A 14283-nucleotide genomic window follows, 5' to 3' on the forward strand; every position below is an offset into this window, starting at 1 on the left:
CGATGCAGACACTTGTCCACCTCACCTGGATCGAAGGGCGTATCGAGCGCTGGATCCGTTTCGGTCGGATTGCCGAGGAAACCATCCTGACGCGCACGGAAAAGCGCGTGGCCTTCGCCCCCGGCGCAATCTTCGCGCTCGTCCGCTGGTCGTCGAACGACTATGGCACCGTTGAAAGCCGGATCGACATTCTGCGCGCCGTTGGTGCAGGCGAGCCCTGCTCCACGGTGCCCTGTGTCACGCCAGGCGGAGAGCTTTTGCTGCGCCTTTCCGGTTGGCCCAAGGTCGAGGCGGCCCTGCGGTCCGTCGATATCGTGGAAAGCTGTGGCATCGCACCGGAAGATGTCAGCCCCGACCATTGGCGGCACGTCCACAACCGCCTGACCGCTGCATTGGAGCCTCGGCCCTACACCCCTGCCCGGCACGCGGCCTGGCTCAAGCGTCGCATGGTGACGTCATGAGCGCGGCGGCCCCTCCCCTCCTCGCGGCCGGTTTGTCCCTCGGTTTGCTTGCAGTCGCACAGATCGACCGCGCACCGCGATTGATCTGGAATGCGTCAGCAAGCGTGCCGGTCGGACTCTACGTTGTTCGAGCGTCGAACCCGCCATCGCTGGGCGAACTCGTCGCCGTGCGCCTGCCGGAAGACCTGTCATCCCGGGTGGTTGAGCGCGGCTATGTCGGTGCGGATACCTTGCTGTTGAAACGCGTCGCGGCCGTCTCGGGCATGACGGTCTGTCGGAACAATCTCGAGATCACCATCGACGGCAGAGTAGTTGCCCGGGCAGCATCGGCTGACCAACAGGGCCGCCCGCTTCCGCGTTGGACGGGATGTGTCACGCTCGCCTCGGACGAGGTCTTCCTGCTCCTTGTTGGTGTCGCCGACAGCCTCGATGGACGCTATTTCGGGCCCTTGTCAGCGGACACGATCCTCGGACGTGCCATCCCTCTTTGGACATTTGGAGGGGCGGAAGATGCGTCGTCTTGAACGCGGTCACTGCCGTCAGCACGCGGGCGTCGCGACCGCGCTTGTACTGATCCTCTGCATGCCGATCACCGTGGCACCGTCCGCCGTGATCGCTCAGGACCGCAGTGTTCCAGCATCTGAGCAGCAACCCATCGACATCCATATTGCAGAAGCCGCGCGCAGGTTCGGCATCCCGCAGCCCTGGATTCGTGCCGTCATGGAGGTCGAAAGTGCGGGCAATCCACGCGCGGTCAGCACCGCAGGCGCCATGGGGCTCATGCAGATCATGCCCGGCACCTGGGCCGAATTGCGCGCAGCCTATGGGTTTGGCGATGATCCCTTCGATCGACGCGACAACATTCTGGCCGGTACCGCCTATCTGCGACAGATGTACGACCGGTTCGGGTCGCCCGGCTTTCTCGCGGCCTACAATGCCGGGCCTGCGCGCTACCAAGAGCACCTTGATACCGGCCGCGCCTTGCCGCGTGAAACCCGCAATTACCTTGCCATCCTCGCGCCACTCATCGGCGACGGGACCAACGTTGCGCAGGCAGTCAGCCGCCCGCACAGGACGCAGGACTGGCGCGACGCCCCGCTGTTCGCGGCAACGGCTGAGGCGGGTCAAACCCAAGTTGATGACGCCCAACGGATTGCGTCTGACGCATCTCAGTACGGCATCTTCGTGCCTCTCAGCCGGGGGCAAACGCCATGATCCGCGGCATCGCACCATTGCGAGGTCTGGAAAGCCCGGTCGCAGGAATGTGCCGGGGCGGGTCGACGCGCAGGGTCTCAACAGAAAGAGCGCGAGATAAAAGAGGTGCCGCAAGCGGACCTCAAGCTGTTGTTTCTCTGCGAGGATTTGTGCGGCATATCCAAGCTGCATGCCGCAGGACTTCGTCTAAAGTACTGATTTTGAGATATTCTTTGTGCGGCAGCTGGTCCTGCAAGCGAGTGCGGCCATGACCCGGCGCGACGATGACCTGCGCATCCGCCCCGGGCGTATCCGCGACGGCGGCAGGACCTCGAAGCATTCGACACGCTTCGTCAACGAGGTGATGCGTGCCGCGCGGAAATCCGGACATACCGGCTATCGTATCGGCGCGGGCAGCACGCGTTTCGGCAACACCTCTTTCGGGCGCGGACGGTTTGTCCGAACCGCCAACGGTCTGACCCGTACCTCCCGGCGCGTCGTCGTGAAGGCCCGCGTCGTGCGCCACCAGGGCAAGCGCTTTCGCTCCGCGCCGATGGCCAAGCACCTCGGCTACCTGCAGCGCGACGGCGTCGGCCAGGACGGGCGCGACGCCGACTTGTTTGGGCCTGAAAGCAATGATCTCGACCGGGGCGGCTTTGCGGCGCGCTGCGAAGACGACCGGCATCATTTCCGATTCATCATCTCGCCGGAAGACGCGGGCGACCTCGAGGATCTGCGTGCCTTCACCCGGGATCTGATGGCCCGTGCCGAACGGGATCTCGGCACAAGATTGGACTGGGTCGCCGTCGATCACTGGAACACCGACAATCCGCATGTCCACATTCTGGTGCGCGGCAAAGTCGACGATGGGCGCGATCTCGTCATCTCACGCGATTACATCAGCCGGGGGTTTCGCGCGCGCGCAGAAGACCTCGTACAACTGGAACTGGGCCCCCGCAGCGAGCGCGAGATTTCCCAAGCCCTGGAAACGCAGGTCACGGCGGAGCGCTGGACCGATCTAGATCGCGGCCTGCGATCCCTGGCGGATGATCATGCCGGCACCGCCGACCTGCGCCGCGGCACGCCGGCGCCCCGCGATCCGGAACTGCGCCGCTTGATGATCGGCCGCGCCCAGACACTGGAGAGGCTCGGGCTGGCCGAACAAATCGCCCCTGCCGTCTGGGAGTTGAAACCGAATGCCGAAGAGACTCTGCGCGAGCTTGGGATGCGCGGCGACATCATCAAACGAATGCACCGCGCCATGGGCGCCGACCGTAATCGCGCAGCGGGTGATTTCGCCATCGAAGGCACGCCCATCGCGCCGATCCTCGGGCGGCTTGTGGAACGCGGCTTTCATGACGACCACGCCGGTAGTGGCTACGCGATCATCGACGGAGTTGACGGTCGCGTACATCACCTACGCTTCCGGGATCTCGATGCGACCGGCGACACGCCGCAAGGTGGCATTGTCGAAACCCGGCTCTGGACAGGGAAGACGGACGGGACACAGCAACTGTCGCTTGTCGGTCGTTCCGATCTGTCGCTGGCCGCCCAGATCGCGGCGGATGGCGCCACCTGGCTCGACCGCCTGCATCTTTCCCGAGACCGCGAACCGCTGAGCGGTGCCGGATTTGGCGCAGAGGTTCGCCAAGCATTGGAACGCCGCTCGGATCACCTTGTCGCCGAAGGCCTCGCCCGACGGCAAGGGCAGCGGGTCACCTTTGCCCGCGATCTGCTGGCCACCCTGCGCAACCGCGAACTGGACACCATCGCTCAAGACCTCAGCACGCAAACCGGCCTCCCCCGTTACAAACCGACCGAGGGCGAACCCGTCGCAGGGACGTTCCGGCAACGCCTCGATCTCGCGTCTGGCCGCTTCGCCATGATCGACGATGGGCTCGGATTCTCGCTCGTCCCTTGGACCCCGCAACTCGAACGTCATCTCGGCCAGGCCGTCACAGGCACGATGACGCCCGGCGGCGGGATCGATTGGAGCCTCGGGCGCAAGCGCGGGCTGAGCCTTTGAGCAGAAAGGACATCACCATGAGCCGTCAGGACACGTCATCGGCCACCAAGATCCTCTGGGGCCAGATCCTCATCGTCAGCATCGTGGCGCTGATCTTCGTCTGGGCAGCGACGCAATGGGTCGCGTTTCGTCTCGGGTTCCAACCCCAGCTTGGCGCGCCTCTCACCGCCCTCTTCGGCCTGCCGATCTACCGCCCGTGGCAGGTCTTCACTTGGTGGTACTGGTACGACGCCTACGCGCCCCGCGTCTTCATGGAAGGAGCCGCAATCGCCGGCGCAGGCGGGATCGCCGCCATTGCCGTCGCGATCTTGCTGTCGGTCCTGCGGGCGCGCGAGGCGAGCGACGTGACAACCTATGGCTCGGCCAGATGGGCAAGCCCCAAGGATATCACCGCCGCCGGGCTGTTCGCAGACGACGGGGTCGTACTGGGCCGTCTCGACAAGCGCTACCTCCGGCATGATGGTCCGGAACACGTGCTATGCTTCGCGCCCACCCGCTCCGGTAAGGGCGTCGGCCTGGTGATCCCGAGCCTGCTGACCTGGCCAGGCTCCGCGATTGTCCACGACATCAAGGGCGAGAACTGGCAACTGACGTCCGGATGCCGGGCGCGGTTCGGGCGTGTCCTGCTGTTCGATCCGACCAATGCGGCCAGCGCCGCCTACAATCCGCTGCTCGAGGTCCGCCGCGGCGAGCGCGAGGTGCGGGACGTGCAGAACATCGCGGATATCCTCGTCGATCCCGAAGGCCAGCTCGAGCGGCGCAACCATTGGGAGAAGACCAGCCACTCCCTTCTGGTCGGCGCGATCCTGCATGTTCTCTATGCCGAGAAGGGCAAGACACTGGCAGGCGTCGCCGCCTTCCTGTCAGATCCTCGGCGTCCCATCGCCGCCACACTGACTGCAATGATGCGGACCGCCCATCTCGGAGATCGCCCGCATCCTGTTGTCGCCCAGGCCGCTCGCGAGCTGCTGAACAAATCCGAGAACGAACGCTCCGGCGTCCTGTCCACCGCCATGTCTTTCCTCAGTCTCTACCGCGACCCCGTGATCGCCGCCGTGACCCGGCGCTGCGACTGGCGGATCGACGATCTGGTCTCAGATGCGCGGCCGCTCACCCTCTACCTCGTGGTGCCGCCATCGGACATTTCCCGCACCAAACCGCTGGTCCGGCTGATCCTGAACCAGATCGGCCGCCGCCTGACGGAAGAATTGCACAACACCTACCGCAAGCACCGCCTTCTGTTCATGCTCGACGAGTTCCCCGCCCTCGGCCGTCTCGACTTCTTTGAAAGCCAACTGGCCTTCATGGCGGGCTACGGTCTCAAGGCCTTCCTGATCGCCCAGTCGCTGAACCAGATCGAAAAGGCCTATGGCCAGAACAACGCCATCTTGGACAACTGCCATGTCCGCGTCGCCTTCGCGACCAATGACGAGCGCACGGCGAAGCGCCTGTCCGACGCCCTCGGCACCACGACCGAACTGCGGGCGATGAAGAACTATGCCGGCCATCGGCTGTCACCCTGGCTCGGGCATCTGATGGTCTCGCGCCAGGAAACCGCCCGCGCCTTGCTGACCCCCGGCGAGATCATGCAGCTGCCATCTGACGACGAAATCATCCTCGTGTCGGGCGCGGCCCCGATCCGGGCCCAAAAAGTGCGGTATTTCCGCGACGCGCAACTGACGGCAAGGATCCACAAGCCGCCTGTCGTCGAAGCACCTGCATTCGTCCGCCCCGTGGAAACCGATGATTGGAGCTGTCTTCAGCCAGTCGCACCGCCCCAAGAAACCGGCGTGAAAAAGCCCGCTGACGACGGGGATGGTGGCATCCGACGAGAGCCTGAGATCCCCGCGCATGAAGACGTGGCCCCGGAACTCCCATTCCCGCGCGAGGAATTCGCGGCCCTCGAAGACGAACCCGACGACGAGGCCCAACGCGCCCGCCCCATGCAGACCCGGTTCCGCACCGTCGCGCGTCAAGCGGCCCTCGATCCGGATGATGGCATCGATCTATGAGGTGACGACATGAAGAAAGCCAAGATCACCGCCTATGTCCACGCAGCCCTCTTCGATAAAATCGACGAACTGGCGGCACGGCGGCGCGTCCCCAAAACCCAAGTAGTCGAGGCGGCCCTGGCGTCGTTCCTCTCACCCGACAGCGCCGAACAGAGCGAGGCCGCGATCGTCCGCAGGCTGGACCGCCTGACAAGGTCGCTCGAGCGGCTGGAACGCGACCAAGAAATCACAACCGAAGCACTGGCGCTGTTTGTTCGCTTCTGGCTGACGACGACGCCCCCCCTGCCTGATGACACCTACTCAGCGGCCAAGGCGAAGGGGAAGGAGCGGTATGGAGGCTTCGTCGAGACGCTGGCGCGGCGGTTGGGCAAAGGCACCACACTGATGAAGGAACTTTCGCGTGACTTTCATGGTTCAGTGGACTCGCAGTAGGCATCATTTACTGCTACCGAACGCATTCAGTTGTTGAACCGCGCATGGCCCCCAAATTTCTGACCCACCACAGTTGCGGTCAGAGCAACCTCTGCAAGGTTAGTGCTTGAGTGTCGTTGCTGGCCAGTCAATCTTGTGAGTCTAAACCCGAAGGGCTGTCACACTGTTAGAAACCGCATCGTTTCTGGTTATCCATTTTGTGAAAAGGATCGTTAGTTGTCTAGTAAGGGAAAATTCTGCTGCTTTAGGTGTCCCAAGCCTGATTTCGACATCAAGGCCATCGACGAATTATGCCCTGATTGCGGATACCCTTACAACTTTGAGCTTGAAAACCCACCAGAAAAGATCGGCGATTACAGGATTGTTCGTGCCCTTGGTCGAGGCTTCTATGGAGCGACATTTGTCGCTGAGCGTACGGGTCCGATCCCGCGCAAGTATGTCCTCAAAGTAGTTCCAAAAAAGAATTACCAGGAATTCAAAAAGGACTTTTCGGAAGAATGTCAAACCCACGCAAGAACTGCGGATGGAGCAGACTTCATTGTGGACATCGTCGATGCATTTGATGGCCAAGCAGTTTTCGGAGATTGTCATCTTGAGGTACACGTTGCGGTCTTGGAATATTTGAATGGCAAACCACTTCAAAGTTATCTTGATGGGAAATCGAAACTAAGCGCAGGCCTTGTAGCACAAATAGCATGCGATTTGGTCAAGGTTGTTCATGAGCTTCGAGCAAGAAGCCAGAACCACAACGACTTCCATGCTGGCAACATACTAGTCGAAGAATTAACACAAGAGCGCTACCGAGACGCAGCTCTTGAGCCGTCAGTACGCGCAGTTGCAATTGATCTTGGGTCGACTTCCGGAGATCGCCGTTCTGGAGACGGATACAAAAGCGACCTGCATTGGGTCGCAGAACATATCGATATCCTTTCAAGCAAATTGCTTCAGAATGTTGACGGCCATGTAGACGATCTCGATGCAAGAGTCGCGCTGGCATTAAAAGACGTTGCTGCATCGATTTCTGCACCAGTTGAAACCCAAAGAACGCCACCTGCTGAGGAAATAGTCAGAACCATTGAGCAAGCCTATTACCGATCTGGGGAACCTTGGAGGCCATGGCGCTCTCCTCTGGTTTTCAAGAACTTTGGCGAATCTTACAATGCGCAGACCTTGGCACCTTGGCACATTCCGCAGTTGTTAGTGGATCCAGAAGGCGATTGGCAAAGACGAGCAAGCTCGAAGGGACCTCTTATTGTCACTGGCATGCGGGGTTGCGGGAAAACTATGTTGCTACGATCTCTGCAGTTTCACGCGCGCGCAATGCAAAAGCGCGCTGAGACCGAAGAACAGGTGATCGCTAGACTAACAAGTGATGGCTTTGTTGGTTTGTTTGTCTCGGCTCAAATTTTGGTGGACCGTGGCACCTCAGTTGAGGCGCCCAACAACAAACTATTCGCCAGACTGTTATTGGCGTATGCCCTTGAGGCTTCGAGAGCTCTTGCCCATCTAAAAGATATCAAGGCAGAGCTCGTATCCGCGCAATCGCCTAAACTCATATCTAACGTGCTTTCTGACCTGCTCACTGGCTTTCAAATCGAAGTTCCTGGAAATTCCATTGAGCGGTTTGAGCACACTTTGGTTCGAAAGCTCTTGGAGGTAAGTAAGCCGGACAACTCATGCACTCTGGACATCCATCCATCAAAGTCTTTTCCTGCGCTTGCCAAAGCGATCGCTCAATGCTCGAAGATCTGGGCTGACTCTCGGATTCTGTTCCTTCTGGATGACGTGTCAACACGGTACCTACAGCCTGAAAAAATCGAGGAAATTTTCTCCGCAATAATCTTTCAAAATACAGATCAAGGTGCAGATTGCGCATTTAAGCTCACATCAGAAACTCAAACGATTTTTCTATCCCTGAAGTCATTAGGAGGAGTCGAATATGCTGCCCATTGGCGGGATTTTGAGACCTTCGATCTAGGTGCGGAAGTATACTCTCGACTTAAAGGAAAGGGAGGAAAAGCCTTTATTGGAGAAATTCTTTCTCAGAGATCCCAGTACTTCCCAAGTCACCCAAAGGTTCACCCAACAGTAGTGTTGGGCGATAAGAAGCTAAATAAACTTGCTCATGAAATCGTCGTAAACTCTGCTGCATCGGGCCGCAGGAAATCTGTCTATGCTGGAATCTCTGCTTTGAAAGCAGTTTGTGTCGGCGACATCGGCAGCGTAATTTCCATTTACGAGAGTATTCTACATAAAGGTCAGACTGCTCACCCCGTTTCTGCAGACGTCCAATCTCAGGTATTCCAAGATCACTGTGCACGCCATCTCTACGTTTTAGACCGAAGGGGGAGCGATCTAAAGAACACCGCAAAGTCTTTTGCGGAGGCATCGTACCGCGCATTGATAAACTCGCATCGAAAAGGCGAGACTAGAGGCCTTCGGCAATACACATCTATTTACGTAAACGCTTCTGCTGAGGAAGCAGGTACCCAGAATGAGCGACTGCGTGAATTGGTTGATGCAGGTGTTTTTGTATTTCATGGTGGAACACCTAGAAGCAAAACTGAGCACTCGGATCCAGTACAGCAGTTCAAACTTGTCTTTCGGAAGCTCTATGGTCTCGCGGACTTCATCCCTTTGGCTGATCGAGACCGGTTTGAGTTGACTGGAAAGGACCTGTTCGAGTGGCTTTCAAATCCCCAAAAGGGGCCGGACCTCCTAAACAGAAACCTTGGTACCGAGATTGATGATGAATATGAGACGGACGAAGGTGAAACATCAGTTATAGAGCCAAGAACCCTTGAGACAGACCAACCCGAGTTCGACCTTGCAGTTCCAACGATTCAATCTCAGGCAGTCACGAAGAAGCATTACCTTGATGTCCCGAAGATCTACGAGTTGTCAGACAAGGAAGTAGATAACCTTCAGATAGATGAAATACTGCTTGGCCTGGGCTTCGAAGAGTCGTGCGAGAAATCTGCGAGTAACTGTTTCGAAAGACTAAACCCGAAAACAGCTAAGTTGATTGAGTACAACCTTTCCGGCCGTGCGGACGCCATCAGAAAAACTGTGCTAGGTCGCCTAAGCGATGTGGAAATACGGAAGGCAGATGCGAAATCCTTTTTTGAGAAAGGAGCCGATCAAATCTGCAGGCTGGTCGATATTTCTGGACTTGCCAAGCCGATAATCTACCGGAGCGTAAAGGAAGCCCTACAGTTGGAAGGGTTCGTATATCTGGCGTTCACTGAGCCAGAAGTGACCTCCCCTAAGGACGAAGATCTAGCCAAGATACTAAATGCTCAAGAACAGCAAGAGTCTGTTGTCGACAGTCTGCGTCAGATCGTCGGCAGTGAGTTTCCCCCGTATCATTCGGTTGAGGTCGACAGCATGGAATCCGATGCCACTCGTAGTCGTGCACTTTTGGCCTTTTCGAGTGCATCTCATGAAAGGCTAGTGCATTTAGTTTCGGAAAATAATTACAATCATGCGGACCTAGTAACTAGTACCGCCGATAGTTCGCATGCCAAGATTGCTGCGATGTTAGCCAAAGCGGCGGCCAGAGAAGCGGAATCAAGCGAGATTCTCGAGGTCGACCTTATGAATCCTCAGCACATTCTTAAAACGATCGAGCAGTCCTACACGCAAAAGTACCTTGATAGCGGTATGAACTTCGAAATTGGGCTAACAGGAGGAAAGCTGGATACGGTTGCAAGTGCCGCCTTTTGCTCTCGTTATCCAGTAAACAAAGTCTGGTACGTAAGGCCAAATAAATTCGATCCCGACAAGTTTTCGCGGGGCGCGAAGGCAACTCGGTACTTCAAAATTTCCGAGGAATAGTGCTCTGAGGTAGATGCAATGGCAAATTCTCCATATCTAAAAGACGATGCGCGACTGGGCGACGTTATTGCTGCGATTCAGGCTATGAGCATCTATAAATTTTATAAGCTTGACTTTGCTGGATGGTCTGACCGCATTTCCGGAGACCCAGGAAAATGCGAACACTGGAAGCAAGTCTTCGTAGAGCACCCTGAGTTCTTCCGATTGGATGCGGCTAGAGAAAAGGCATCGCTAGTAGCGAGGCGTCAGCATCCTAAGAACTACGATGTTGATGCCAGAAAACAGATTGAGACCGATGAGTTTCGTTCTATGGATGCTTCAAAGAAGGGCCGAATCTCTAGAAGTCCATTGTCACACGGGGAAATGGCGTCTTTGATCCAAACGGCCGTGGAGCTTCATTCTAGAGCCATGGACCAGGCGAAGGACAGGCGTTGGTGGCTGCCCGTTCTGACCGCCTTCATTGGCGCGGCTTCGGGTATCGCAGGCACACTGTTGGGAGCGCTGCTCACCTAGCTGCCGCCGCTTGACGGATTGTTGCAAACGGTCACGTCTGACCCTCCGATGCAATTTGTTATTGTTCCTGCAACCACGTCGTGAGAACATAAAGAGAACTTTTGATTTGGGAGAAGCCACATCTAGTGTCTTCCATGCCTATCTCTACAAGAGTATGGTTTAGGAAAATGAGGCGATCGATGCAGTCGAATCTTACATCTGTTGAACTTTGTGCCGGTGCAGGCGGGCAGGCTCTTGGCATGGAACGTGCCGGATTCAGTCATCAAGCGCTTGTTGAGATCGACAATCATTGTCGCAACACATTGTTGTTCAATCGTCCGTCGTGGAACGTCGTAGACGGCGAACAGGCCGATCTAGCTAGTTTTGATGGCCGCCCTTACAGGGGCGTCGATGTGTTGGCTGGCGGTCTGCCGTGCCCGCCTTTTTCCGTGGCTGGCAAGCAGCTTGGCCACGCAGATGAGCGCAACCTTTTTCCCGATGCTTTGCGGCTGATCGATGAAATTAGACCACAAGCCGTCATGATTGAGAACGTACGTGGATTTCTTGACGCGGTGTTTGCAGATTACCGACAAAAGCTTAAACGACAACTGAGCAAGCTAGGTTATCAAGCTGACTGGCATCTCTTCAACGCATCTGACTTTGGTGTGCCGCAGCTGCGACCACGTGTAGTCATCGTCGCCATGCGAAAAGACTTGTCGGAACATTTCTCTTGGCCAGTTTCATCTAGCACCTCACCTGCAACAGTAGGTGAAACTCTACGTGATCTCATGGCAGAGAATGGCTGGCGAGGCGCCACGCGTTGGAGTAAGCAGGCCGATGATATTGCCCCGACCATTGTTGGAGGCTCAAAGAAACATGGCGGTCCTGATCTTGGACCAACACGAGCAAAGCGAGCTTGGGCCACGCTCGGAGTTGACGGCATGGGTATCGCTAATGAAGCCCCAGAACGAGACTTTGTAGGCATGCCCCGATTAACGGTGCCCATGGTCGCAAGATTGCAAGGCTTCACCGATGATTGGCGCTTTTCCGGCAAGAAAACACCCGCCTATCGGCAGGTGGGTAACGCGTTCCCACCACCAGTAGCGGAAGCTGTAGCTGTCAAAATACGCGAAGCGATTTTAGCGCGCAAGTCCGTTCGGGTTGTTGCCTAATGAGCGTTGCATGGCTCACAAAAGCACGTCGTGAGTTCCATGCGACTCTTCTCGGCGGCATCTTAACCAAGAGCGCGGCAGGCGTCCCAAGTAATGCCGACAAAGCATCCAAACCCAGCAGAGAGATCGCCAGCTCTATTCTTGATCAGCTCGGACCAGCCACAACCGCACTAAAACTTCCTGGTCAGACAGCTGGCGCTGACTTTGAAAGTGTGTGCGCAAGTTTTGTGCGCGTTTGCTTTGAACGAATGCAGCATCTCCGCCCTGGCTTCTTCACTGTGACCAAAGGCGGCGGCATCGCAATGTTCGATCAGTATGCACACCTCGATGACCTTGAAGCAATCGCCAAAGCCAATCGAGAAATCGCCACAGCCATCGGCTCGGACTATTTGATCAAGCCTGACATTGTCGTAACAAGAGCACCCGAGTCAGATGAGGTCATCAATGCAAAAGGTGTATTGGTCGATACTGATACCGCGCGGCTTTCGAGTTTGCGTGCAGTCAATCAACCGCTTGAAATCCTCCATGCCTCAATTAGCTGCAAATGGACGTTGCGAAGTGACCGTGCGCAAAATGCCCGCTCTGAAGGTCTTAACTTAGTTCGGAATCGCAAAGGAAGGCTACCGCATATCGCAGTGATTACTGGAGAACCGACACCGGGGCGAGTGGCGTCTTTGGCCCTTGGAACGGGCGATATTGATTGCGTCTATCACTTTGCCCTTTATGAGCTTCGCAGTGCGCTGGTGGATCAGGGTCGCGATGAGACACTCGAACTCTTAGACACTATGATTGAAGGCAAACGCTTAAGAGACATCTCGGACTTGCCGCTCGATATGGTGACTTAAACACTGCCTAAATGTCTTTGGAATTACGAGCTATTTTCCTGTGTGGTTTGCGCCAACGCAGGAATGATCTTTACGTTACCAAAGTGTCCAAAGGCGGTGAGTGATCCCTGCTAGCGGCGTTTCGCAATATCCCTGCCTTCACGCGCCACACCCCTACTACGCCTTCACAGCTGTTGCCCGTAACCAAATAACGGTCTTCTTGATCGGTCTCGTGATCCATCGCGAGGCCAGTCATGACCGTTACCCCTTTCAAAACCGAGACGTCTTCCCGCGGCGCACGCATGTTGCGCACGGCACTTGGGCCGGGCATCGCCGCCTGGCTCGAGGATGCTGGCGTCGTCGAGGTGATGCTGAACCCTGACGGGCGGCTCTGGGTTGACCGGCTGGCCGATGGGCTGAGCGACACAGGCGCGGTGCTGTCTCCCGCCGATGGCGAGCGCATCATCCGTCTTGTCGCCCATCACGTCGGGGCGGAGGTCCATCCCGCGGCCCCGCGTGTTTCGGCTGAATTGCCGGACACGGGCGAGCGCTTCGAGGGTTTGCTGCCCCCAGTGGTTTCTGCACCCACATTTGCCATTCGCAAGCCCGCCGTCGCGGTGTTCACCCTCGAGGACTATGTCGCAATGGGCATTCTCTCCTCAGATACGGCTGCGCAGTTGCGCGACGCGGTCACCAGCCGGGCCAATATTCTTGTCGCGGGCGGGACCTCCACAGGCAAGACGACCCTCACCAATGCGCTGTTGGCGGAAGTTGCCAAAACCTCGGACCGCGTGGTCCTGATCGAGGACACGCGCGAACTGCAATGCCTGACCCCCAACCTCGTGGCCCTGCGCACGAAAGACGGGGTCGCGACCCTGTCCCATCTCGTGCGCGCGTCGCTGCGGCTGCGGCCGGATCGTATCCCCATCGGCGAGGTGCGCGGCCCGGAAGCACTGGACCTGCTGAAAGCCTGGGGCACCGGCCATCCGGGCGGGATCGGGACGATCCATGCAGGGTCCGCCATTGGCGCGCTGCGGCGGCTCGAACAGCTGATCCAGGAAGCGGTTGTCACCGTCCCACGCGCGCTGATCGCAGAAACCATCGACCTGATCGCCGTTCTGTCCGGACGGGGGGCCGAGCGTCGCCTCTCCGAGTTGGCGCGTGTTACCGGCCTGACCGCCTCGGGCGATTACGCCCTCACCCCCCTTTTCCCACCAACACAAGGAAGCCATCCATGACCCTTCTGCCATCATTTCGCACAGCCTTTGGCGCAACCGCGCTCGGCCTCGTCGTCTTCGCCCTGCCTGAGCCGGCGCTCGCCGCCGGGTCCGGCATGCCGTGGGAAGCCCCCTTGCAAACCATCCTCGAATCGATCGAAGGCCCGGTCGCCAAGATCGTCGCGGTGATCATCATCATCGTCACCGGGCTGACGCTCGCCTTCGGCGACAGTTCAGGAGGGTTCCGGCGTCTGGTGCAGATCGTCTTCGGCCTGTCCATCGCCTTCGCCGCCTCGAGCTTCTTTTTGTCCTTCTTCTCCTTCGGCGGCGGAGCACTGATCTGATGGAGAACCACAACGACATTGCCGGCTATTTCGCGCCGGTGCACCGCGCGTTGATCGATCCGATCCTGCTGGCCGGTGCGCCGCGCACGATCGCGATCACCAACGGCACTCTCGCCGCCGCCATCGGGCTCGGCTTGCGGCTCTGGCTTGTAGGCCTCGCGTTCTGGATTATTGGCCATCTCCTCGCCGTCTGGGCAGCGAAGCGAGACGCACAGATCGCCGAGGTGGCACGGCGGCATCTTCGTTACCCGTCCTGGTTCGGGGTCTGAGCC

13 protein-coding genes are annotated in these 14283 nt (G+C 57.9%); all 13 read left to right on the top strand.

Annotation, left to right across the window (positions count from 1 at the left end; genetic code table 11):
* The first annotated feature begins 2 nt into the window (after positions 1–2).
* Complete coding sequence (locus MWU52_RS03670) at positions 3–461, top strand: DUF2840 domain-containing protein (RefSeq protein ID WP_246949542.1); 459 nt, start codon at positions 3–5, stop codon at positions 459–461.
* Positions 458–985 carry a S26 family signal peptidase gene (locus MWU52_RS03675; RefSeq protein ID WP_246949544.1) on the top strand — a complete coding sequence of 176 codons (528 nt, stop codon included), beginning with the start codon at positions 458–460 and terminating at the stop codon, positions 983–985. Before MWU52_RS03670 ends, MWU52_RS03675 begins: the two co-directional genes overlap by 4 nt.
* Positions 972–1676 carry a lytic transglycosylase domain-containing protein gene (locus MWU52_RS03680; RefSeq protein WP_246949546.1) on the top strand — a complete coding sequence of 235 codons (705 nt, stop codon included), beginning with the start codon at positions 972–974 and terminating at the stop codon, positions 1674–1676. The genes MWU52_RS03675 and MWU52_RS03680 overlap by 14 nt, the downstream gene beginning before the upstream one ends.
* A gap of 247 nt (positions 1677–1923) precedes the next feature.
* Positions 1924–3681, top strand: coding sequence for a DUF3363 domain-containing protein (locus MWU52_RS03685; RefSeq protein ID WP_246949548.1), 1758 nt, complete (start codon positions 1924–1926; stop codon positions 3679–3681).
* Positions 3682–3698: 17 nt separating this feature from the next.
* Positions 3699–5693, top strand: a complete 1995-nt coding sequence (locus MWU52_RS03690) for a conjugal transfer protein TraG (protein WP_246949550.1) — start codon at positions 3699–3701, stop codon at positions 5691–5693.
* 9 nt (positions 5694–5702) lie between these two features.
* Positions 5703–6125, top strand: coding sequence for a CopG family transcriptional regulator (locus tag MWU52_RS03695; RefSeq protein ID WP_246949552.1), 423 nt, complete (start codon positions 5703–5705; stop codon positions 6123–6125).
* 216 nt (positions 6126–6341) lie between these two features.
* Entirely contained in the window at positions 6342–9962 is a 3621-nt protein-coding gene (locus MWU52_RS03700; protein ID WP_246949555.1) for a hypothetical protein, read from the top strand.
* Positions 9963–9980: 18 nt separating this feature from the next.
* Positions 9981–10475, top strand: a complete 495-nt coding sequence (locus MWU52_RS03705) for a hypothetical protein (RefSeq protein ID WP_246949558.1) — start codon at positions 9981–9983, stop codon at positions 10473–10475.
* 179 nt (positions 10476–10654) lie between these two features.
* Complete coding sequence (locus MWU52_RS03710; protein WP_246949561.1) at positions 10655–11626, top strand: DNA cytosine methyltransferase; 972 nt, start codon at positions 10655–10657, stop codon at positions 11624–11626.
* A complete protein-coding gene (locus tag MWU52_RS03715; protein WP_246949564.1) occupies positions 11626–12471 on the top strand; it encodes an NgoMIV family type II restriction endonuclease in 846 nt (281 codons plus the stop codon). The genes MWU52_RS03710 and MWU52_RS03715 overlap by 1 nt, the downstream gene beginning before the upstream one ends.
* A 233-nt stretch (positions 12472–12704) precedes the next feature.
* Positions 12705–13688, top strand: a complete 984-nt coding sequence (trbB, locus tag MWU52_RS03720; RefSeq protein WP_246949566.1) for a P-type conjugative transfer ATPase TrbB — start codon at positions 12705–12707, stop codon at positions 13686–13688.
* Positions 13685–14011 (top strand): TrbC/VirB2 family protein, encoded by a 327-nt coding sequence (locus MWU52_RS03725; RefSeq protein WP_246949567.1) that lies wholly within the window; start codon positions 13685–13687, stop codon positions 14009–14011. The genes trbB and MWU52_RS03725 overlap by 4 nt, the downstream gene beginning before the upstream one ends.
* Positions 14011–14280 (top strand): VirB3 family type IV secretion system protein, encoded by a 270-nt coding sequence (locus MWU52_RS03730; RefSeq protein ID WP_246949569.1) that lies wholly within the window; start codon positions 14011–14013, stop codon positions 14278–14280. Before MWU52_RS03725 ends, MWU52_RS03730 begins: the two co-directional genes overlap by 1 nt.
* Positions 14281–14283: the final 3 nt, after the last annotated feature.

It is taken from the genome of Jannaschia sp. S6380 (genome assembly GCF_023015695.1).
Taxonomy (GTDB): Bacteria; Pseudomonadota; Alphaproteobacteria; order Rhodobacterales; family Rhodobacteraceae; genus Jannaschia.

Excerpts from the sequence above, each read along its gene's own strand:
- MWU52_RS03670 (WP_246949542.1), top strand. The coding sequence starts at position 3 with ATGCAGACACTTGTCCACCTCACCTGGATCGAAGGGCGTATCGAGCGC.
- MWU52_RS03675 (WP_246949544.1), top strand. The coding sequence starts at position 458 with ATGAGCGCGGCGGCCCCTCCCCTCCTCGCGGCCGGTTTGTCCCTCGGT.
- MWU52_RS03680 (WP_246949546.1), top strand. The coding sequence starts at position 972 with ATGCGTCGTCTTGAACGCGGTCACTGCCGTCAGCACGCGGGCGTCGCG.
- MWU52_RS03685 (WP_246949548.1), top strand. The coding sequence starts at position 1,924 with ATGACCCGGCGCGACGATGACCTGCGCATCCGCCCCGGGCGTATCCGC.
- MWU52_RS03690 (WP_246949550.1), top strand. The coding sequence starts at position 3,699 with ATGAGCCGTCAGGACACGTCATCGGCCACCAAGATCCTCTGGGGCCAG.
- MWU52_RS03695 (WP_246949552.1), top strand. The coding sequence starts at position 5,703 with ATGAAGAAAGCCAAGATCACCGCCTATGTCCACGCAGCCCTCTTCGAT.
- MWU52_RS03705 (WP_246949558.1), top strand. The coding sequence starts at position 9,981 with ATGGCAAATTCTCCATATCTAAAAGACGATGCGCGACTGGGCGACGTT.
- MWU52_RS03710 (WP_246949561.1), top strand. The coding sequence starts at position 10,655 with ATGCAGTCGAATCTTACATCTGTTGAACTTTGTGCCGGTGCAGGCGGG.
- MWU52_RS03715 (WP_246949564.1), top strand. The coding sequence starts at position 11,626 with ATGAGCGTTGCATGGCTCACAAAAGCACGTCGTGAGTTCCATGCGACT.
- trbB (WP_246949566.1), top strand. The coding sequence starts at position 12,705 with ATGACCGTTACCCCTTTCAAAACCGAGACGTCTTCCCGCGGCGCACGC.
- MWU52_RS03725 (WP_246949567.1), top strand. The coding sequence starts at position 13,685 with ATGACCCTTCTGCCATCATTTCGCACAGCCTTTGGCGCAACCGCGCTC.
- MWU52_RS03730 (WP_246949569.1), top strand. The coding sequence starts at position 14,011 with ATGGAGAACCACAACGACATTGCCGGCTATTTCGCGCCGGTGCACCGC.